Genomic DNA, 17,953 nt, shown 5'->3' on the forward strand with positions numbered 1-17,953 from the left:
GTGCGCCTGCATGACAGTCAAATCAGCCAAAGGAATGATTTGCACAGCCGTACAAATGCTAGCTTTGCGCCAGCATCCGATGACTGAATCAGGGCCATGCGAACCGGGCGGCGGGCAAACCTGTGAGAGCAGCAGCGAAAGGTTGCTTCGCCTGACAAAAATCTGAACCGTTCCAAAAGCCCCTCACCCTGGCCCTCTCCCAAAGGGAGAGGGAACTGACCGAGTTGTGCCGAGCCAAACGCCGACCTGAAAGACCGAGACGATTGTTGGTTCGGAGAAAGTCGTTCGTGTCGGCGTATTTCTCCAACTTCCCCCAATCGCCCCCCCAATTTGCCCCAATCGGTCCCCTCTCCCTCGGGAGAGGGCTAGGGTGAGGGGCTACAGTCTGCCAAGCGCCTTGAATCTCGAATCGATCACCCGCCACTCAGTGCATCTCGGTAAACGCGATTTTCACGCCGAGAGCAATCAGCACCGCGCCCATGGTGCGGTCGAACCAGTGGCCCATGCGGGCGAAACCGGCACGCACGCGGTGCTGGCTGAACAGCATCGCCACCAGGCAGAACCAGATCGCGGTGGCCACGGCCAGGTAAACGCCGTAACCGGCCTGCACTGCCAAAGGTGTGTGCGGGTTGATCACCACGGTGAACAGCGACAGGAAGAACAGCGTGGCTTTCGGGTTCAGGCCGTTGGTCACGAAACCCGAGGTGAAGGCGCCGCGCGCGGTGCGCAAACCGGCCTCCTTGTGCAAATCATCTGCCACCGGTTTCGCCGGCTGCGCACGCAAGGCCTTGAAGCCGATGTACAGCAGATACGCCGCTGCCGCCCATTTCAACGCATTGAACAGCACGATTGATTGCGACACGATCAGACCGATGCCCAGCAGCGAATAACCGACATGCAGGAAAATCGCCGTGCCGACACCCAGTGCCGTCCACGTACCGGCGCGACGACCGTGCGTCACGCTCTCGCGCACCACCACGGCAAAGTCCGGGCCGGGGCTGGCGACGGCCAGCAAATGGATCAATGCAACGGTCAAGAATTCGGTCCAGTACATGGGGGCTCCTTTCGGCCAGGCGTATCAATTTGTTTCATCTGGTAGGCTCGGCAGATTACGCCCTACGCTCTTCGCACAAAAGGTACAGTTGATGACGAACACGCACCGCGCGGTATTCCTCGATCACCCGTCGCTGGATCTCGGCGACCTCGACCTCAGTCCGTTGCGCGACTGTTTCAGCGATTTGCGGCTGTTCGCCCAGACCACGCCGCAGCAGGTTGCCGAACGGTTGCAGAGCGCCAGCGTGGCGATCACCAACAAAGTCGTGATCGACGCGGCTGCCATGGCGGCCAACCCACAACTGAAACTGATCCTGATCAGCGCCACCGGCACCAATAACGTCGACCTCGCCGCCGCTCGCGCGCAAGGCATCACGGTGTGCAACTGCCAGGCCTACGGCACGCCGTCGGTGGCGCAACACACGATCATGCTGCTGCTCAACCTCGCCACACGTCTGGCCGACTATCAGAAAGCCGTCGGCGAGGGTCGCTGGCAGCAGGCGAAGCAGTTCTGCCTGCTCGACTATCCGATTGTTGAACTGCAAGGCAAAACCCTCGGCCTGCTCGGTCACGGTGAACTCGGCGGCGCCGTGGTGCGGCTGGCCGAAGCGTTCGGCATGCGCGTGCTGCTCGGGCAGATTCCCGGACGCCCTGCCCGCCCGGATCGCCTGCCGCTGGATGAACTGCTGCCGCAAATCGACGCCCTGACCCTGCACTGCCCGCTCAATGAACACACGCGCCATTTCATCGGTGCGCACGAGCTGGCCTTGATGAAACCGGGCGCTTTCGTGGTCAACACTGCACGCGGTGGCTTGATCGATGAGCAGGCGCTGGCCGATGCCTTGCGCAACGGGCACCTCGGTGGCGCGGCGACGGATGTGCTGAGCGTTGAACCGCCAGCTCAGGGTAATCCGCTGCTGGCAAACGACATCCCACGCTTGATCGTCACTCCGCACAATGCCTGGGGCAGCCGCGAAGCACGCCAGCGCATCGTTGGTCAACTCAGTGAAAACGCCCAGGCGTTCTTCAGCGCTAAGGCGCTGCGGGTCGTCAGTTGATAAACTGCGGCACTTTTTTTTCGAGGAGCAGTTATGGATCCGCGCAGTGAAGTACTGCTTCGTCAGCCCGAATGGTTTCAAGGTTCGCTGTTGCTCGCCGGTTTGCCCGCCGACGACTTGCTTGGACGCCTGCCGAATGCCTTTGGCTGGTGCTGGCACGCCGGCGATCAAGCCGCGCTGGAGGCCCGTTTCGAAGGTCGTAGCGATTTTGGCGTGAACATCCCGGAGCGTGAATTCGACAGCGCGGTGGTGTTTTTGCCCAAGTCCAGGGATTTGACCGATTACATTCTCAACGCCGTTGCCTCGCGCCTGGCCGGTCGAGAGGTGTTTCTGGTCGGGGAAAAACGCAGCGGCATCGAAGGGGCGGCGAAACAGCTCAACCCGTTCGGCAAACCACGCAAGCTCGACAGCGCGCGGCATTGCCAACTGTGGCAGGTCACCGTGGCCAATGCACCTGAAGCCAGATCACTGGAAAGCCTGGCGCAGACTTACGAACTGCCCTTGGCCGAAGCCCCGTTGAAAGTCATCAGCCTGCCGGGCGTGTTCAGCCACGGTCGCCTCGATCGCGGTAGCGCCCTGCTGCTGGAGCACCTGGACAAGCTGCCAAGCGGCCATTTGCTCGACTTCGGTTGCGGTGCCGGCGTGCTCGGTGCGGCGGTCAAACGTCGCTATCCGCACAATCAGGTGACGTTGCTCGACGTCGATGCGTTTGCCGCCGCCAGCAGCCGTCTGACTCTCGCCGCCAATGGCCTCGAAGCCGAAGTACTGACCGGCGACGGCATCGATGCTGCGCCGATGGGTTTGAGCGCAATTTTGAGCAATCCGCCATTCCATGTCGGTGTGCACACGGATTATTTCGCCACCGAGAACTTGCTGCGAAAAGCGGCCAAACATCTGAAAAACGGCGGCGAACTGCGCTTGGTCGCGAACAGCTTCCTGAAATATCAGCCGTTGATCGAGGAGCATCTGGGCATCTGTGCAATCAAAGCCGAAGGCAATGGTTTCCGAATCTATCGGGCCAAGCGCGGCTGAAACCGCTTTGAAAAAAGTCGCTTGCCCAATCGGATTTGCCTAGGCAGAATCCGCTCCGTCCTAGGGGAGTAGTCTCCCACGAGCGCCAAGCTCGTCCGGCATACGTCAACATACTTGATCCTCAGATCATGGCGTATGCGACCCAAGCGTCCGCAGCAGACGGATCGCAGGGTTTGACAAGACCTATGACACGCACACCTTACCCGGGGCGGGAAGGCTGTACGTGTCATAGCCGTGTCGACCCGCCCCTTAGGAAATCCCTGATGCTGGACTCGTTACTCGTTCCCACCGCAATCGTTGCCTTGGCCGAAATCGGCGACAAGACGCAACTGCTCGCGCTGATTCTCGCCGCTCGCTTCCGCAAACCCTGGCCGATCATTGCCGGGATTGTCGCCGCGACCCTGGCTAACCACGCGGCAGCCGGTGCGGTCGGTGCCTGGTTCGGCAGTTTCTTCTCCGACAGTGTTCTGCACTGGATTCTCGCTGCAAGCTTCGCCGCCACGGCGTTGTGGACGCTGGTCCCGGACAAGCTCGATGACGACGAAGCCAGCACGGCGCGCAAGTTCGGCCCGTTCCTGACCACGCTTATTGCATTCTTCCTCGCCGAAATCGGCGACAAGACCCAGATCGCCACGGTGATGCTCGCCGCGCAGTATCCGGAATTGTGGCTGGTGATCATCGGCACCACCGTGGGCATGCTGATTGCCAACGTGCCGGTGGTATTGGCGGGTAATTTTGCAGCGGACAAACTGCCACTGACCCTGATCCGTCGCCTGGCGGCTTCGGCGTTCATGATTCTGGCGATTGTTGCTGTGTATAAAGCGATGCAGAGCAGCGGATGGGTTTAACGCAGCTGCAAGCTTCCAGCTACAAGCTCCAAGAAAAAGCTTCAAGAGAAAGCTGCAAGCCACGCGAATCTGCTTTGACTTGTAGCTTGCCGCTCGAAGCTTGCCGCTGCTTTATCAGGATTTTGGGGCTTTTTCGTAGAGTGGCATGACCTTCGGAATCGCTGCCTGCAACGCGGCGATCCGGCTGGTCGAGGCCGGGTGGGTGCTCATGAATTCCGGCGGCGAACCTTCCGAAGCCTTGCTCATCTTGTCCCACAGGGTGATTGCGGCATTCGGGTTGTAGCCGGCGCGGGCGGCGAGTTCCAGGCCGATCAGGTCGGCTTCGTTTTCGTTGGCGCGGCTGTTGGGCAAGGTCATGCCGTAGTTGGCCACGGTGTCGGCCAGGGCCAGGCTGTCCTGGCCTAGACCGAACAACGCACCGGCGCCCTGCTTGGCCATTTCAATGCCATAGGCCTTGGACATCGCTTCGCGACCGTGCTCGCGCAAGGCGTGGGCGATTTCATGGCCCATGACCGCAGCGATTTCATCGTCGGTCAGTTTCAGGCTGTCGATCAGCCCGGTGTAGAAAATGATCTTGCCGCCGGGACCGCAGTTGGCGTTGAGTTCGTCGCTCTTGATCAGATTGACTTCCCACTGCCACTGCGCCGCATCCGGACGGAAATTCGGTGCCTGGGCGATCAAACGGTTGGCAATCGCCTGCACCCGCTTGGCCTCGGGGCTGGTCTTGTCCAGCACACCTTTGCTGGATGCCTCGCCGACAGTCTTCTGATACGACTGGGCGTACATCTGGTCGACTTCCTGTGCCGACAGCATGCTGAACATATACTGCTTGCGCTCCACCCCGACGGCGCCGCCGCTGGTGGTGTTGACCGACTGACAACCGGCCAGCAACAGCGCTGCGCTCAGTGCACTCACAACCAATGTCTTGTTCATCGAAAAGCTCCCTGAAAACCTGTGGCGTATCCTAGGCGGGTAATTGTATCGATGCCAGATACAAAGGATAGGTTGAAGTGACTTTCAGACATTTCCCGCAGCGTAATGTCACGAAAAAAATCCCAGCGCCCGCCAGCCGCGCAGCCACTGCGTCACGCAGCAGCCGATTTACGACATCCCGGGCCGATTCCGACCAGCGCCACTCATGGCCCCGCAGGCGCCGCCGATAAATCTTTCGCAGATATTCTCCTGCCTGCGGAGCTCCCATGAAGTTCAAATCGATCCAGTTTTCCGTCGCCGCTCTGGCCGGCGCCATCGTTCTCAGCGTGGTCGCTGCGCTGGTGCTGTATGCGCTGTTTGCCGGCGCGCGCACCCAGGCAATGGTGCAACAACGCACCCAGGCCCAGTTCGAGCAGGTCATCGAACAGCGCCTGACCGCGCTGGCGCAAACCCAGGTCAGCCAGATCCAGCGCGAGCTCGAAGCGCCGCTGCTGATCGCCGGCGGCCTGGTGCGCGTCAACGCCCTCCTCGGCATGCCGGGCGCCGATGGCCAGCCGCGCCTGAGCGTCAGCCGCGAGCAACTGATCAGTCTGATCAAAGAAAACGTCGAAAAGAACCCGAAGATTCTCGGCACGTACATCGGCTGGGAAAAGAATGCTCTCGATCACAATGACGCGGCCTATGTCGGCACTAGCGTGGTCGGTATCGATGCGAGCAACGGGCGCTTTCTGCCGTGGTGGTTCCGCAACGAGGACGGCACCCTCGGCCTCGACAAACTGGTCGACGTCGACGATCAGAAAACCCTGTCGACCGGCGTGCGCGCCAGCGAGTACTACCTGTGCTCGAAGGAAAGTAAAAAGTCCTGCGTGATCGATCCGGCGCCGTACAAGGTTGGCGACAAGGTCGTCATGCTTGCCTCGTTTATCGAACCGATCATGCTCAACGGCGCTTTCCAGGGCATCGTCGGCGCGGACCTGTCGGTGAACTTCATTCAGGAAATGCTGCTGGGCGCCAACCAGAAACTCTACAGCGGTGCCGGGGAAATGGCTTTGGTGGGCGGCAATGGCCGGATCGTGGCCTACACCAAGGACCCGAGCAAATTCGGCGAGAAGGTCAGCGATATTCTCGATGCCGAACAGTCCGCCAACATGGCCAGCCTCAAGCGCGGCGAAGTGACCTACTCGGTGAACAAGGACCGGATCGAGCTGTACCTGCCGTTCGGCATCGGTCAGACCGACGCGCGCTGGACGCTGATGCTGCAACTGCCGCTCAACGCGGTGATGGCCGATCTGCAAACGCTGCAGGCCGACCTCGATGCCCAGCGCAAGTCCGACACCTTCGGCATGGCCATGGTCGGTTTGCTGATCGCCGGCCTCGGCTTGCTGGTGATCTGGCTGGTCGGCCATGGCATCGCCCGACCGCTGAAGCAAATGGTCGCCATGCTCAATGACATCGCCCAGGGCGAAGGCGATCTGACTCGCCGCCTGAGCAGTGACCGCAGCGATGAACTCGGCTCGATCGCCAAGGGCTTCAACACCTTCCTGGCCAAGTTGCAGGCGATGATTACCCAAGTGGTGGCCTCGGTGCAGAGCGTCAGCGACTCCTCGGAGCACACCGCCGACATCGCCATTCGCACCAACATCGGCATCCAGAAACAAATGGCCGAGATCGATCAGGTGGCGACAGCGGTGCAGGAAATGACCGCGACCGCGCAAGACGTGGCGCGCAATGCCACGCAAGCAGCGCAGGCCGCCAGCCACGCCGATCAGGCGGCCACTCAGGGCATGCAGATCGTGCGCGACACCTCGGACTCGATTGGTGTGCTGGCCAGGGAAATCGGCAAAGCGGTCGACGTGGTGCAAAACCTGGCCAAGGACAGCGAAAACATCAACGCGATTCTCACGGCGATTCGCGGGATTGCCGAGCAGACCAACCTGCTGGCGCTGAACGCGGCGATCGAAGCGGCGCGCGCTGGCGAACAAGGTCGCGGCTTTGCGGTGGTGGCGGACGAAGTGCGCAACCTGGCGCAGAAAACCCAGAAAGCCACCGAAGAAATTCAGTCCATGATCCAGCAACTGCAACAAGGCACCCGCGATGTAGTGCGGGTCATGGAAGACAGCCAGAACCGCACCGACGAAAGCGTGCAACACGCGGCGAAAGCCGCCGAGGCGCTGGAGACGATTACACACGCAGTGTCGGTAATCAACGACATGAACACACAGATCGCCAGCGCGGCGGAAGAGCAGAGTGCGGTGGCCGATGACATCAATCGCAACGTGATCAATATCGGTCAGGTGGCCAACGAAGTGGCGGGCGGTGCGGATGAATCGAGTTCGGCGAGTGCAGGGTTGACCAAACTGGCGGAGCAGCAGCGGCGGTTGATCAATCAGTTCAAGGTCTGAAAAGCGAAAAGCCCCTCACCCTAACCCTCTCCCAGAGGGAGAGGGGACTGACCGAGTTGTCTCCCGTCATACATCGACCTGAAAAATCGTATCGATTATGGATTCAGCGAAATACACGCTAATCGGCGCATATCTTCAAAAATCCCCCATTCAGTCCCCTCTCCCTCCGGGAGAGGGTTAGGGTGAGGGGCTTTTGCTCTACAAACTTAGCCCGGGGTCAAACATTCCGGTCCATTCAACTTCGGATCATTCACCAGATTCGCCAACACCCGCTCGCGCAACACCGCCGGCTCACTGGCCAGCAAGCCCTGCAACACATGCAGCGGCGTGTCGGGATCAAGCCACGCCGCCTGCCCCGCCTCATCGAGTATCAACGGTCGGCGCTGGCTGGCCGCCGGCTGGGTAATGACGGCGGTACTCAGCCAGACCTGTTCCTGCACCGGATACGCCTCCCAGATCGCCGCAAAACACAGCGACGAGCCCTCCCCCGGCGTCAGCCAGAACGGACGCTTGCGCTGAGTCCCGCGCCATTCGTAAAAACCATTGGCGGGCAACAGGCAACGACGCAAGCGCAGCGCTTCGCGGAACATCGGTTGTTCGGCCACGGTTTCGGCCCGGGCGTGGGCAGGCGTTTTCGACAGGTCGGTCAGCCACGGCGGTGTCAGCCCCCAACGCGCGCGGGCCAGCGTGCGCTCACCGTCTTCACCGGCGCGCAGCATCAGCACTGAATCATTGGGGGAAATGTTCCACTGCGCCTGCTGATCGGCGGGAAAACCTGGCAGGGCCGCGAAGTCGCGGTTCCAGCGAAACAGGGCATAACGTCCACACATGAGGCAACACGACTCTTCAATAAAACCGACGCCAGCCTAACAGACCAGCGTACCGGGATAGCTCTCCGGTTCATCGCCGGGCAGCGGCAGCGCGGCATTGTACGCGGTGATCAGCTCGCGGGCGTATTCGGCCTGATCGTTATCCACCGACAGCCACAGCAGCCCGAAAATCGGCAACTCCCCCGTGCCACCAAGCAGATCGCGGCCGATCAGGTGCGCCTCGATGCCTTCGCTGGCAAGCATGCCCTTGAGCATTTCGCCTTCCATCAGACTGGCCGGTTCGTAGATTCGCTGCATGGGCGCCCCTCATTCGTTTTCGCTGAAGACTTCCAGGTGCCATTCCTCACCATGCACCTGCAAAACAAAGGTGATCGGTCGGCAACACACCTGACAATCCTCGATATACGTCTGATCGCCACCGGACAGATCCACCGAAGTCTCGACTTCTTCCCCACAATACGGACATTCATACTCAGCGGTTTCCAGCATCGCGGTCTCCCAAGTGACTTGTGCGTATAATCGCCGGTCTATTGGCAGGGCTATTGGTGTCTGGCTATTTTTTCAGACCGTGCCCCGCGGGTTTTCGATCAAACCCTTTACTTACCCTAGCCGTTTCCAACAAGAGAGCATGATGGGCGAATTCGATGCCATCCGACCTTACGACGACAGCGAAGTACCTGTGGTACTGGCAAGACTGCTCGGCGACAAGGCGTTTCTAGATATCCTCACCCACTTCCGCTTCCCGCGTTTTGCCGGTGCCTTCGGCTGGATGCTCAAACCTCTTATAGCGCATCGGCTGCGTCGTGAGTTCGCCGACGTGGTGTCGGTGGCGACTTTGCAGGACAAGATCGAGTCTTATGTCGATCACACCATCGAGCGTGCTACCGACGGCGTGACCTACACCGGGGTCGAGCAATTCAAGTCCGGCAGCGCCTATCTGTTCATCGCCAACCACCGCGACATCGTCATGGACCCGGCTTTCGTCAACTACGCCGTGTACCACGCCGGCCTGCCGACGCCGCGTATCGCGATTGGCGACAACCTGCTGCAGAAGCCCTTCGTCAGCGACCTGATGCGCTTGAACAAGAGCTTCATCGTGCATCGTTCGATCACCGGTCGACGCGAGAAAATGGCCGCGTATCAGTTGCTGTCGGCGTACATCAACCACTCGATCCGCAACGATTGCGCCTCGATCTGGATCGCCCAGGCGGAAGGTCGGGCGAAGGACGGCGACGATCGCACCGAGTCGGCGATCCTCAAAATGTTCCACATGAGCCGCAAGGACGAGCCGTTCGGCGAAGTGATCCGCTCGCTCAATGTCACGCCAGTATCGATCAGCTATGAATACGACCCCTGCGATCAGGCCAAGGCCCGCGAGCTGTACATCCGCGCCACCACCGGCACCTATTGCAAGGCGCCGGGCGAGGATGACGTGAGCATCGCCAAGGGCATCACCGGCTACAAGGGCCGCGTGCACATCAACTTCGCCGCGCCGATCACCGATGTGTTCGAAGACACCAAGCAGTTGGCGACCGAGATGGACAGGCAGATACTCGGCGGTTACCGCTTGTTCCCGGTGCATTACCTGGCGTACGCGCAGTGGGCTGACGCTGATCCGCAACTGAATGTGCCAAAGGCTGCCGAGGTGTTCCCGGCCGACGAACTGGCCAAGGCGCAGGAAGAATGGCAGAGCCGGCTGGACGCCTGCCCCGCCGAGCATCGCCCGTATCTGGTGCTGCAATACGCGACGCCGGTGCGCAATCAGTACCGGGTCAAGGCTGGATTGCCGTTGTAAGCGGTGTGAGCCAGACACAAAAACGGCGCCTGCGGGCGCCGTTTTTCATGCCTGAACGAGTCAGAAACGCGTGCTGATCCACGACACCAGCAAGGCCAGGCCCAGGCAGGCAAAACCGAAACGATAGAAAAAACGGTTCATGCGCAAGGTCGCCCAATCGAGCAGCGGCTCGGCATTCGGCTGCGCCTGACGCTGAGCGGCGAGGCTGGCCTGCGCGCGTTGTTCGCGGCGACGGGTGGCGTGCAGCAGCCAACTGCCGGGAAACGCCAACAGCAGCGCCAGCAGATTGATCAATTTGGCGGGATGGGCGGTAAACAGTGTCATCAAGTGCAGCGACATCACAGACCTCAATCTAGACCGGTTCGGCAGACGCCAGACCGACGACCGCGGCGCGGATTCTACCCAAACCCGAGCGCCCTGCCCCAGCCTTTGCGACAAATAACCTGACAAACGACCGATGGCTGTCCTGTGTCACGGCTTCGTCATGTGGATGCTGCACCCTGCGCGCCTCGAAACTTCAATGGATTGCACCATGCTGCACGCGGAAAACCAGGATCGCCTGTACCTCATCACGCCCTACGACGAACAGCAAAGTCTGGTCGGCAGCCTTGCGTTCAATGTGCAGGATCGGCATTGGCTGGTGTATTGCGCACTAGGCGGGCATCAGCATGCGGATTTGCCGGAGACGGATTTGCTGACTGGAGTGAGCGTGCTCGACTTTTATTCGCAGGCTGCCTGAACGTCAAAAGCTTAAAAGCCCCTCACCCTAACCCTCTCCCTGAGGGAGAGGGGACTGACCGAGGTGGATTTTCGAGGTGCATCGGCCTGAAATATCCAGCCGAACTCAGATTTTGAAAAGCCCCCGATCGGCTCCCTTTCCCCCTCGCCCCCTTGGGGGAGAGGGCTGGGGTGAGGGGGTACGATTTCAAATCCCACAAAAAAGCCCGGGCTCATCGCTGATCCCGGGCTTTTTCACATCCGCCGATCACTTATTCGGCGAGAACCTGCCCCACCGTCGGATCCTTGAACAGACGCGTCAACGCATCGCTCAACACATCGCTGACCAGCTTGGTGTTGGTTTCCTGGTTCGGCGCCATGCCGAAGCGCTGGTCCAGCGAAGCGCCGTAACGGCCGCTGTAGCGGCGGTTGGCGTTCTGCACGTCGGAGCGGAAGGTCGCGCCGATGGTCGCTTCGGTCACGTACATGCCTTCCTTCGGCGACTGATATTTCAGCTCGGCCAGCGTCACCGTCAGCTGCGGCGCGTTCGGCGCGTTGGTGGTCGGGGTGAAGCCGAGCAGACGCACGGCGGCCTCAGCCTGAGCCTGCAACTTGGGCAGAATCTGCTCGCGCTGCACAGTGATGGCGCTGGTTTCCGGGTACAGGCCGCCACGGGTGCCGAGGGTTGGCGACGGACGACCGTCGACCACGCGCACGATCACCGGCTGGCCACGGCCGACCGCTGGCAGTTGCGTGGTCAGCTTCGGCTCCGGATTCAGTTGTTGCGGGCTGTGGGCGCAGCCGGCCAGGGTCAAACCGGCCACAGTGATCAAACCGAACAACAGGCGTTGCAACATGCTCTTCTCTCCAGAATCAGGCACAAACAGGCCGGCAGTATAGCGGTGCGCCACTGCGGGTAACCAGCGCCACACAGTGAATACTGAAATGTCTGACAAACCCCGTCGAAAGCGGTTCCTGTCACAGATTCTTCACCGTCCATACACCACGACGTCACGGCTCGAGATCAAGCTTCACTCAGTCCCCAACAAGGTACTCAGCCATGCGTTATCTGATCTCGTTGTTCGCCCCCCGCCCGCTGCATCGCTGCTTTGCACTGCTCGACCGCAATGGCCACTGTCAGGCCTTCAAGCAGTGCAGCCTGCAACCGATGGGCGATGGTTGGGTGGAAATCGAAGAAATCCGCCTCAACTGGTTGCACCAGCCACTGCCGGCCAGCGCCCGCGTCATAGCGTCGCAGCCTCGCACGCGGGTCCAGGCGATGTTGAGCATCTGACCGGATGCCTAATAAAAGTCATTAAACACGAGCAACTGCGCGCATTTCTTCGCTACAATCTCCCCCCGATTATAAGGACGTCTCCTGATCGGGCCCCGCAACAGCGTCAATGCGCATGCATCGACACCCAAAATCGCCCACAGAGAGCCGCCCACACAGATCGAGTGAAGTTGGCGCGCTTGCCTGTTCTTCCGGCAAAAACCCGCTTTTCGCGAATCTGCAGAGCTGTCATGACGCTCGGCCACCGCGTGTTTTTGCCCTTTGCGGGCAGGTGCCAGGCCAAGGCAGCCCTTTTTTGAGGTTCACGTCTTCAAAAGAGCGTGAAAAAAACGGGTTTTCACAACTTCACAAGAGTGTGGCGAGCAAATGAATAGTTTTGCGTCTGAACATGCACCATTAGCGTCTGAAACAGCCCAACGACACAGGACCGGGTATACCTCGAATACCGGAGCCTGAAGCCTGTCCGCTACGGATTTGGTTGCACAAAACGGATGTCTCGACCATAAGTCGAATTGCCAGCCCTGCGCAGAAATGAGTTCATGGAACCCTTGAAGCCAGGCCGCACGCATCCGTCGAAGTTGCGAAAAATTGCGAAGATTCGGACATGGCAAACCTGACCACGGATAGCCCGGACACCACTGACCTGTCCCGGAACGCCTGGCAGCCATGCCGACAATTTGGTGCTGCAGATTTTGGAGACGCGTTAAATGGCGCATAACGAAGCAGTCGACGTAGTTCTGGTAGGGGCCGGCATCATGAGCGCCACCCTGGCCGTACTGCTCAAAGAGCTCGACCCCGCGATCAAGCTGGAAGTCGTCGAGCTGATGGATTCCGGTGCCGCCGAGAGTTCCAACCCCTGGAACAACGCCGGTACCGGCCACGCGGGTCTGTGTGAGCTGAACTACACGCCGCAGGCTGCCGATGGCAGCGTCGACATCAAGAAAGCCGTGCACATCAACACCCAGTTCGAGGTGTCGAAACAGTTCTGGTCGTACCTGACCAAGAAAGGCACCTTCGGCTCGTGCAAATCCTTCATCAGCCCGGTGCCGCACCTGAGCTTCGTTCAGGGCGACAGCGGTGTGTCGTTCCTCAAGGAACGCTTCAACGTGCTGAGCAAGCACCACGCCTTTGCCGACATGGAATACACCGAAGACAAAGGCAAGATGGCCGAGTGGATGCCGCTGATGATGCCGGGCCGTTCGCCGGACGAAGTCCTCGCCGCGACCCGTGTGATGAACGGCACCGACGTCAACTTCGGCGCCCTGACCAATCAGTTGCTCAAGCACCTGACCAGCGCCCCGGACACCCAGGTCAAATACTGCAAGCGCGTCACCGGCCTGAAGCGTAACGGCAACGGCTGGACCGTCAGCATCAAGGACGTCAACAACGGCAACACCCGCGAAGTCGACGCCAAATTCGTCTTCCTCGGTGCTGGCGGCGCGGCGCTGCCATTGCTGCAGGCTTCGGGCATCGAAGAAAGCAAAGGCTTCGGCGGCTTCCCGATCAGCGGCCAGTGGCTGCGTTGCGACAACCCGGAAGTGGTCAAGCAGCATCAGGCCAAGGTCTACAGCCAGGCGGCTGTGGGTTCGCCACCGATGTCGGTGCCACACCTCGACACCCGTGTGGTCGACGGCAAGAAATCCCTGCTGTTCGGGCCATACGCCGGTTTCACCACCAAATTCCTCAAGCACGGTTCCTTCATGGACCTGCCGCTGTCGGTGCGCGCCGGCAACATCGGGCCGATGCTGGCGGTGGCGAAAAACAACATGGACCTGACCAAGTACCTGGTCAGTGAAGTGATGCAATCGATGGAGCAGCGCCTGGATTCCCTGCGCCGTTTCTACCCGCAGGCGAAAGCCGAAGACTGGCGCCTGGAAGTGGCCGGCCAACGGGTGCAGATCATCAAAAAGGACCCGAAAAAGGGCGGCATCCTGCAATTCGGTACCGAGCTGGTTGCTGCGAAGGACGGCTCCCTCGCCGCCCTGCTCGGCGCTTCGCCAGGCGCGTCGGTGACCGTTTCGATCATGCTGGAACTGATCGAGAAGTGCTTCGCGGACAAAGCCAAAGGCGAATGGGCCGGCAAACTGGCCGAGATCTTCCCGGCCCGTGAGAAAGTCCTGGAAACCGATGCTGCGCTGTATCGCAAGATCAACACGCAGAACAACATCGCGCTGGAACTGGTAGAAGAAAACAGCGAGACGCCAAGCTACGCTTGATCTCGCCGCATAAAAAACGCCCCGTACTCACTGAGTGCGGGGCGTTTTTTTATGCCCTGGCAAATGTCTCGAATGCCTCAGCCACGAGCCTTGTCGATCAGCTCGATGTATTCAGCGGCATTGCGCTGATCGGCGATCCGCTCGACGAAAGTATTGCCCTGCTCGTCCTTGCCATCAACGTCGTAACCGGCCGCGACGAAGAAGCCCAGAAAGCGCTCGAAGTCGTCAACACGCAGACCGCGATACGCCTTGATCAGTTTGTGCAGCGACGGCGAAGTGGCGTCGACGGGCTCAAAATCGAGGAACAGCTTGATCTGCTCATCGCCGATCTCGTCACCAATCACTTGTTTCTTATCTTTACGCATTGCCGACTCCAGCTCGCAGACATGACACGGGGCGGGCAGTTTACCCCTGCCCGGCCGCCCTGCTCAACGCGATCGCACCGCACCGGTGTGCAAATCCGCCCAGATATGGCCATTGGCGTAACTGAGGAACTGCACATACACGGTGTCGTTGCGCAGCAAATCCATCACCACACGGTACTGGGCGAGCGGATAAAACAGCGTCAGGGTTTTGCTCTTGTCGTCGTAGGCCGGTTTTTTCAGGCTCTTGCTTTCGCCGTCGAAACTCACCAGCACCTGACTGATGGTTGCGCCCTTGTTCAGCGACTTGCCTTTGAGGCGGATCAACAACGACGAGGTGACCGGAATCGGCTGCTGGTTGGATTGGCGTTGCGCACCGACCACCACCGAGTATTCGCTGACCTGCATCAGTTGTTGCTGCTCGGGTTCGGCATCGCGCACGGTCAGATCGTCGGGCGGCAGGAATTGACTGTGCATCGGCGCGGCGGACAACGGCAGGCTGAGGGACAGCAACAGCGCGGCAAGGCTGCGGGACAAGAGGCGCATGACAGACTCCGAGGGGCGGGGCCGAGCACTCTAGCATGGGTGTCGCGGATGGATCAGCACACACAAAAACAACTGTAGGAGTGAGCCTGCTCGCGATAGCGTCGTATCAGCCAACATCAATGTGGCTGACAGACCGCTATCGCGAGCAGGCTCACTCCTACAAGGGGTTGTGCCGGAGCTTACATGCCCTTGACGGCGTAGATCCCGTTGGCGTTGCGCCAGTAACCCTTGTAGTCCATGCCGTAACCGAAGATGTAGCGGTCGATGCACGGCAGGCCGACGAAATCGGCTTTCAGGTCAGGACGCGCCTTGCGGTCGTGGTCCTTGTCGATCAGCACGGCGGTGTGCACTTTGCGCGCGCCGGCATGTTTGCAGAAGTCGATGATCGCGCCCAGGGTGTGACCTTCGTCGAGGATGTCGTCGATGATCAGCACGTCGCGGTCAATGAACGAGACTTCCGGCTTGGCTTTCCAGAACAGGTCGCCGCCGCTGGTTTCATTGCGATAACGGGTGGCGTGCAGGTAGGACGCTTCCAGCGGGAACTGCAGATGCGTCAGCAGTTTGCCGGAGAAAATCAGGCCGCCGTTCATCACGCAGAACACCACCGGGTTGGTGTCCGCCAGTTGTTCGTTGATTTGTGCACCGACACGGGCGATGGCCGCTTCGACTTCAGCTTCGGTGTACAGGCAGTCAGCCTCTCGCATGACTTGACGGATATGCTCGAGATCAGCGGACATGGCGCTCTCCAGGGGGGCTTCGGATTCGGAAAAGCGGGCAAAGGTACGCATCCGCAACGGCTGAATCAAGCCTTTATGGACTAACGTACTGTATGTCCTATAGGACATCACCCTCGGATAGATTAATCTAGGCCGGTTTTTTTGCCCGCCGCCGGAGTTTTTCCATGCCCATTCTCGAGATCCGCCATCCGCTGATCCGCCATAAACTCGGCCTGATGCGCCGCGCTGACATCAGCACCAAGAATTTCCGTGAGCTCGCTCAGGAAGTCGGCGCCCTGTTGACCTATGAAGCTACAAAAGATTTGCCGCTTGAATCCTACGATATCGCCGGCTGGTGCGGCACCGTGTCGGTGGAAAAGATCGCCGGCAAGAAAATCACCGTCGTGCCGATCCTGCGCGCCGGCATCGGCATGCTCGAAGGCGTGCTCAGCCTGATTCCGGGTGCCAAGGTTTCGGCTGTCGGTGTTGCCCGCAACGAAGAAACCCTGCAAGCGCACACCTATCTGGAAAAACTGGTGCCGGAAATCGACGAACGTCTGGCGATGATCATTGACCCGATGCTCGCCACCGGCAGTTCCATGGTCGCGACCATCGACCTGCTGAAAAAAGCCGGTTGCCGCGACATTCGCGCCATGGTCCTGGTCGCCGCGCCAGAAGGCATCGCCGCCGTCGAAAAGGCGCACCCGGACGTGACCATCTACACCGCGTCCATCGATGAACGCTTGAACGAGCATGGCTACATCATTCCTGGGCTTGGCGACGCCGGTGACAAGATTTTCGGCACCAAGCAGAAGGACGCGTAAGCATGCAGCAAGAGTTCAACGATCCGCTCTGGCGCACGGTGCTGTCCGGCGCGCAGATGCTGTTCGTGGCCTTCGGCGCGCTGGTGCTGATGCCGCTGATCACGGGCCTGGACCCGAACGTGGCACTGTTTACCGCCGGTCTGGGCACGATCCTGTTCCAGATCGTCACCGGACGTCAGGTGCCGGTGTTTCTGGCGTCGAGCTTCGCCTTCATTACCCCGATCATTCTCGCCAAGGGCCAGTTCGGCCTCGCCGCGACCATGGGCGGGGTGATGGCGGCCGGTTTCGTCTACACCTTCCTCGGCCTGGCCGTGAAGATCAAAGGCACCGGGTTCATTGACCGTCTGCTGCCGCCGGTGGTGATCGGTCCGGTGATCATCTCGATCGGCCTGGCCATGGCGCCGATTGCCGCGAACATGGCGATGGGCAAGGCTGGCGATGGTTCTGAATTGATTCCCTACCAGACCGCCATGCTGATTTCGATGCCGGCCCTGCTGACCACGTTGATCGTGGCGGTGTTCGGCAAAGGCATCTTTCGTCTGGTGCCGATCATTTCCGGGGTGCTGGTGGGTTTTGCCATGTCGTTCTATTTCGGCGTGGTCGACACCGCGAAGATTGCAGCGGCGCCCTGGTTCGCCCTGCCGCACTTCACCGCGCCGGAGTTCAACTGGCAGGCGATCCTGTTCATCGTTCCGGTGGCCCTGGCGCCGGCGATTGAGCACATCGGCGGGGTGATTGCGGTCGGCAGCGTGACCGGCCGCGACTACCTGAAGAAGCCGGGCCTGCATCGCACCCTGCTCGGTGACGGCATCGCCACCACCGCTGCCGGCCTGTTCGGCGGTCCGCCCAACACCACCTACGCCGAAGTGACCGGCGCGGTGATGCTGACCAAGAACTACAACCCGAAAATCATGACCTGGGCGGCGATCTTCGCCATCACCCTGGCGTTCATCGGCAAGTTCGGCGCGCTGCTGCAAAGCATTCCGGTGCCGGTGATGGGCGGGATTCTGTGCCTGTTGTTCGGCTCGATCGCGGCGGTAGGGATGAACACCCTGATCCGTCACAAGATCGACCTGGGCGAAGCGCGCAATCTGGTGATCGTCTCGGTGACGCTGGTGTTCGGTATTGGCGGTGTGCTGGTCGGCACCGGCACCGGTCCGGATGACTTCGGCCTCAAAGGCATCGCGCTGTGCGCGGTGGTGGCGATTGCGCTGAACCTGATCCTGCCGGGTAATGATGGCTGGAAGCAGAAGAAAGCGGATGAGCCGCTGATCTAAACCTACAGATCTGCAGCGCCTGACACACCGTTATCGCCAGCAGGCTGGCT

Annotated in this window: 20 protein-coding genes, 1 pseudogene and 1 riboswitch; of the genes and pseudogenes, 11 read left to right on the top strand and 10 right to left on the bottom strand. The window is 60.3% G+C overall.

The features are described 5' to 3' along the window. Positions 1–424: 424 nt before the first annotated feature. The gene (locus tag BLU52_RS19995) at positions 425–1,054 is read right to left on the bottom strand and encodes a LysE family translocator (protein ID WP_090286168.1); all 630 of its coding nucleotides are present in this window, start codon (positions 1,052–1,054) and stop codon (positions 425–427) included. A gap of 91 nt (positions 1,055–1,145) precedes the next feature. Here BLU52_RS19995 and BLU52_RS20000 point away from each other — a divergent pair, with 91 nt between their 5' ends. The 3 genes from BLU52_RS20000 to BLU52_RS20010 all read left to right on the top strand — a co-directional run bounded on the left by BLU52_RS20000 (position 1,146) and on the right by BLU52_RS20010 (position 3,991). After that, positions 1,146–2,111, top strand: a complete 966-nt coding sequence (locus BLU52_RS20000) for a 2-hydroxyacid dehydrogenase (RefSeq protein ID WP_090286170.1) — start codon at positions 1,146–1,148, stop codon at positions 2,109–2,111. A gap of 33 nt (positions 2,112–2,144) precedes the next feature. Next, a complete protein-coding gene (locus BLU52_RS20005) occupies positions 2,145–3,143 on the top strand; it encodes a class I SAM-dependent methyltransferase (RefSeq protein WP_090286173.1) in 999 nt (332 codons plus the stop codon). A 50-nt stretch (positions 3,144–3,193) separates the two neighbouring features. Further along, a riboswitch (yybP-ykoY riboswitch) is annotated at positions 3,194–3,318 on the top strand. 88 nt (positions 3,319–3,406) lie between these two features. After that, positions 3,407–3,991 carry a TMEM165/GDT1 family protein gene (locus tag BLU52_RS20010; RefSeq protein ID WP_090286175.1) on the top strand — a complete coding sequence of 195 codons (585 nt, stop codon included), beginning with the start codon at positions 3,407–3,409 and terminating at the stop codon, positions 3,989–3,991. 114 nt (positions 3,992–4,105) lie between these two features. Here the strand turns inward: BLU52_RS20010 and BLU52_RS20015 are convergent, their stop codons facing one another. After that, the gene (locus BLU52_RS20015) at positions 4,106–4,924 is read right to left on the bottom strand and encodes a M48 family metallopeptidase (protein WP_090286177.1); all 819 of its coding nucleotides are present in this window, start codon (positions 4,922–4,924) and stop codon (positions 4,106–4,108) included. A gap of 1,439 nt (positions 4,925–6,363) precedes the next feature. Here BLU52_RS20015 and BLU52_RS27350 point away from each other — a divergent pair. Beyond that, a pseudogene (locus tag BLU52_RS27350) lies at positions 6,364–6,423 on the top strand (hypothetical protein); the annotation flags it as partial. A 198-nt stretch (positions 6,424–6,621) separates the two neighbouring features. Beyond that, a complete protein-coding gene (locus BLU52_RS27355) occupies positions 6,622–7,326 on the top strand; it encodes a methyl-accepting chemotaxis protein (RefSeq protein ID WP_408003569.1) in 705 nt (234 codons plus the stop codon). A gap of 206 nt (positions 7,327–7,532) precedes the next feature. Here BLU52_RS27355 and BLU52_RS20025 read toward each other — a convergent pair whose 3' ends face one another. Genes BLU52_RS20025 through BLU52_RS20035 form a run of 3 tightly spaced genes read right to left on the bottom strand, consistent with a single transcriptional unit; the run spans position 7,533 to position 8,645 of the window. Continuing rightward, complete coding sequence (locus BLU52_RS20025; protein ID WP_090286181.1) at positions 7,533–8,156, bottom strand: SOS response-associated peptidase; 624 nt, start codon at positions 8,154–8,156, stop codon at positions 7,533–7,535. 36 nt (positions 8,157–8,192) lie between these two features. Continuing rightward, complete coding sequence (locus tag BLU52_RS20030) at positions 8,193–8,453, bottom strand: putative signal transducing protein (RefSeq protein ID WP_090286183.1); 261 nt, start codon at positions 8,451–8,453, stop codon at positions 8,193–8,195. Positions 8,454–8,462: 9 nt separating this feature from the next. After that, the gene (locus BLU52_RS20035) at positions 8,463–8,645 is read right to left on the bottom strand and encodes a CPXCG motif-containing cysteine-rich protein (protein WP_090286185.1); all 183 of its coding nucleotides are present in this window, start codon (positions 8,643–8,645) and stop codon (positions 8,463–8,465) included. Positions 8,646–8,784: 139 nt separating this feature from the next. Here BLU52_RS20035 and BLU52_RS20040 point away from each other — a divergent pair, with 139 nt between their 5' ends. Beyond that, on the top strand, positions 8,785–9,951 hold the full coding sequence (locus tag BLU52_RS20040; RefSeq protein ID WP_090286187.1) for a 1-acyl-sn-glycerol-3-phosphate acyltransferase: 1,167 nt from the start codon (positions 8,785–8,787) through the stop codon (positions 9,949–9,951). A gap of 60 nt (positions 9,952–10,011) precedes the next feature. Here the strand turns inward: BLU52_RS20040 and BLU52_RS20045 are convergent, their stop codons facing one another. After that, a complete protein-coding gene (locus BLU52_RS20045) occupies positions 10,012–10,290 on the bottom strand; it encodes a hypothetical protein (RefSeq protein WP_090286189.1) in 279 nt (92 codons plus the stop codon). A gap of 193 nt (positions 10,291–10,483) precedes the next feature. Between BLU52_RS20045 and BLU52_RS20050 the strand changes: the two genes are divergently transcribed. Next, positions 10,484–10,690, top strand: coding sequence for a hypothetical protein (locus tag BLU52_RS20050; RefSeq protein ID WP_008083982.1), 207 nt, complete (start codon positions 10,484–10,486; stop codon positions 10,688–10,690). Positions 10,691–10,940: 250 nt separating this feature from the next. On the opposite strand, the gene BLU52_RS20055 is transcribed toward BLU52_RS20050, so the two are convergent. Then, positions 10,941–11,525 (bottom strand): YajG family lipoprotein, encoded by a 585-nt coding sequence (locus BLU52_RS20055; protein ID WP_024014276.1) that lies wholly within the window; start codon positions 11,523–11,525, stop codon positions 10,941–10,943. A 203-nt stretch (positions 11,526–11,728) separates the two neighbouring features. Here BLU52_RS20055 and BLU52_RS20060 point away from each other — a divergent pair, with 203 nt between their 5' ends. Continuing rightward, the gene (locus BLU52_RS20060; RefSeq protein ID WP_090286191.1) at positions 11,729–11,962 is read left to right on the top strand and encodes a hypothetical protein; all 234 of its coding nucleotides are present in this window, start codon (positions 11,729–11,731) and stop codon (positions 11,960–11,962) included. A 707-nt stretch (positions 11,963–12,669) separates the two neighbouring features. Beyond that, positions 12,670–14,178, top strand: a complete 1,509-nt coding sequence (mqo, locus tag BLU52_RS20065; RefSeq protein WP_090286193.1) for a malate dehydrogenase (quinone) — start codon at positions 12,670–12,672, stop codon at positions 14,176–14,178. A gap of 77 nt (positions 14,179–14,255) precedes the next feature. Here mqo and BLU52_RS20070 read toward each other — a convergent pair whose 3' ends face one another. From BLU52_RS20070 to BLU52_RS20080, 3 genes are all read right to left on the bottom strand, one after another. Beyond that, positions 14,256–14,543 (bottom strand): PA4642 family protein, encoded by a 288-nt coding sequence (locus BLU52_RS20070; protein ID WP_090286195.1) that lies wholly within the window; start codon positions 14,541–14,543, stop codon positions 14,256–14,258. A gap of 63 nt (positions 14,544–14,606) precedes the next feature. Next, positions 14,607–15,086 (bottom strand): hypothetical protein, encoded by a 480-nt coding sequence (locus tag BLU52_RS20075; protein ID WP_090286197.1) that lies wholly within the window; start codon positions 15,084–15,086, stop codon positions 14,607–14,609. 179 nt (positions 15,087–15,265) lie between these two features. Continuing rightward, positions 15,266–15,823: a hypoxanthine-guanine phosphoribosyltransferase gene (locus BLU52_RS20080; RefSeq protein ID WP_090286198.1), complete on the bottom strand. Its 558-nt coding sequence runs from the start codon at positions 15,821–15,823 to the stop codon at positions 15,266–15,268. 164 nt (positions 15,824–15,987) lie between these two features. Between BLU52_RS20080 and upp the strand changes: the two genes are divergently transcribed. Then, the gene (gene upp / locus BLU52_RS20085) at positions 15,988–16,626 is read left to right on the top strand and encodes a uracil phosphoribosyltransferase (protein ID WP_090286199.1); all 639 of its coding nucleotides are present in this window, start codon (positions 15,988–15,990) and stop codon (positions 16,624–16,626) included. A gap of 2 nt (positions 16,627–16,628) precedes the next feature. Beyond that, a complete protein-coding gene (locus BLU52_RS20090) occupies positions 16,629–17,903 on the top strand; it encodes a uracil-xanthine permease family protein (RefSeq protein ID WP_090286201.1) in 1,275 nt (424 codons plus the stop codon). Positions 17,904–17,953: the final 50 nt, after the last annotated feature.

Origin of the sequence: Pseudomonas granadensis (genome assembly GCF_900105485.1) — a bacterium.
Lineage (GTDB): Bacteria > Pseudomonadota > Gammaproteobacteria > Pseudomonadales > Pseudomonadaceae > Aquipseudomonas > Aquipseudomonas granadensis.

What these genes read in the sequence shown, in the direction of transcription:
- BLU52_RS20035 (WP_090286185.1), bottom strand. Translation starts at nt 8,645, where the DNA reads ATGCTGGAAACCGCTGAGTATGAATGTCCGTATTGTGGGGAAGAAGTC.
- mqo (WP_090286193.1), top strand. Translation starts at nt 12,670, where the DNA reads ATGGCGCATAACGAAGCAGTCGACGTAGTTCTGGTAGGGGCCGGCATC.
- BLU52_RS20015 (WP_090286177.1), bottom strand. Translation starts at nt 4,924, where the DNA reads ATGAACAAGACATTGGTTGTGAGTGCACTGAGCGCAGCGCTGTTGCTG.
- BLU52_RS20075 (WP_090286197.1), bottom strand. Translation starts at nt 15,086, where the DNA reads ATGCGCCTCTTGTCCCGCAGCCTTGCCGCGCTGTTGCTGTCCCTCAGC.
- BLU52_RS20030 (WP_090286183.1), bottom strand. Translation starts at nt 8,453, where the DNA reads ATGCAGCGAATCTACGAACCGGCCAGTCTGATGGAAGGCGAAATGCTC.
- BLU52_RS20050 (WP_008083982.1), top strand. Translation starts at nt 10,484, where the DNA reads ATGCTGCACGCGGAAAACCAGGATCGCCTGTACCTCATCACGCCCTAC.
- BLU52_RS27355 (WP_408003569.1), top strand. Translation starts at nt 6,622, where the DNA reads ATGACCGCGACCGCGCAAGACGTGGCGCGCAATGCCACGCAAGCAGCG.
- BLU52_RS20025 (WP_090286181.1), bottom strand. Translation starts at nt 8,156, where the DNA reads ATGTGTGGACGTTATGCCCTGTTTCGCTGGAACCGCGACTTCGCGGCC.
- BLU52_RS20045 (WP_090286189.1), bottom strand. Translation starts at nt 10,290, where the DNA reads ATGTCGCTGCACTTGATGACACTGTTTACCGCCCATCCCGCCAAATTG.
- BLU52_RS20005 (WP_090286173.1), top strand. Translation starts at nt 2,145, where the DNA reads ATGGATCCGCGCAGTGAAGTACTGCTTCGTCAGCCCGAATGGTTTCAA.
- upp (WP_090286199.1), top strand. Translation starts at nt 15,988, where the DNA reads ATGCCCATTCTCGAGATCCGCCATCCGCTGATCCGCCATAAACTCGGC.
- BLU52_RS20080 (WP_090286198.1), bottom strand. Translation starts at nt 15,823, where the DNA reads ATGTCCGCTGATCTCGAGCATATCCGTCAAGTCATGCGAGAGGCTGAC.
- BLU52_RS20090 (WP_090286201.1), top strand. Translation starts at nt 16,629, where the DNA reads ATGCAGCAAGAGTTCAACGATCCGCTCTGGCGCACGGTGCTGTCCGGC.
- BLU52_RS20060 (WP_090286191.1), top strand. Translation starts at nt 11,729, where the DNA reads ATGCGTTATCTGATCTCGTTGTTCGCCCCCCGCCCGCTGCATCGCTGC.
- BLU52_RS20000 (WP_090286170.1), top strand. Translation starts at nt 1,146, where the DNA reads ATGACGAACACGCACCGCGCGGTATTCCTCGATCACCCGTCGCTGGAT.
- BLU52_RS19995 (WP_090286168.1), bottom strand. Translation starts at nt 1,054, where the DNA reads ATGTACTGGACCGAATTCTTGACCGTTGCATTGATCCATTTGCTGGCC.
- BLU52_RS20055 (WP_024014276.1), bottom strand. Translation starts at nt 11,525, where the DNA reads ATGTTGCAACGCCTGTTGTTCGGTTTGATCACTGTGGCCGGTTTGACC.
- BLU52_RS20040 (WP_090286187.1), top strand. Translation starts at nt 8,785, where the DNA reads ATGATGGGCGAATTCGATGCCATCCGACCTTACGACGACAGCGAAGTA.
- BLU52_RS20070 (WP_090286195.1), bottom strand. Translation starts at nt 14,543, where the DNA reads ATGCGTAAAGATAAGAAACAAGTGATTGGTGACGAGATCGGCGATGAG.
- BLU52_RS20010 (WP_090286175.1), top strand. Translation starts at nt 3,407, where the DNA reads ATGCTGGACTCGTTACTCGTTCCCACCGCAATCGTTGCCTTGGCCGAA.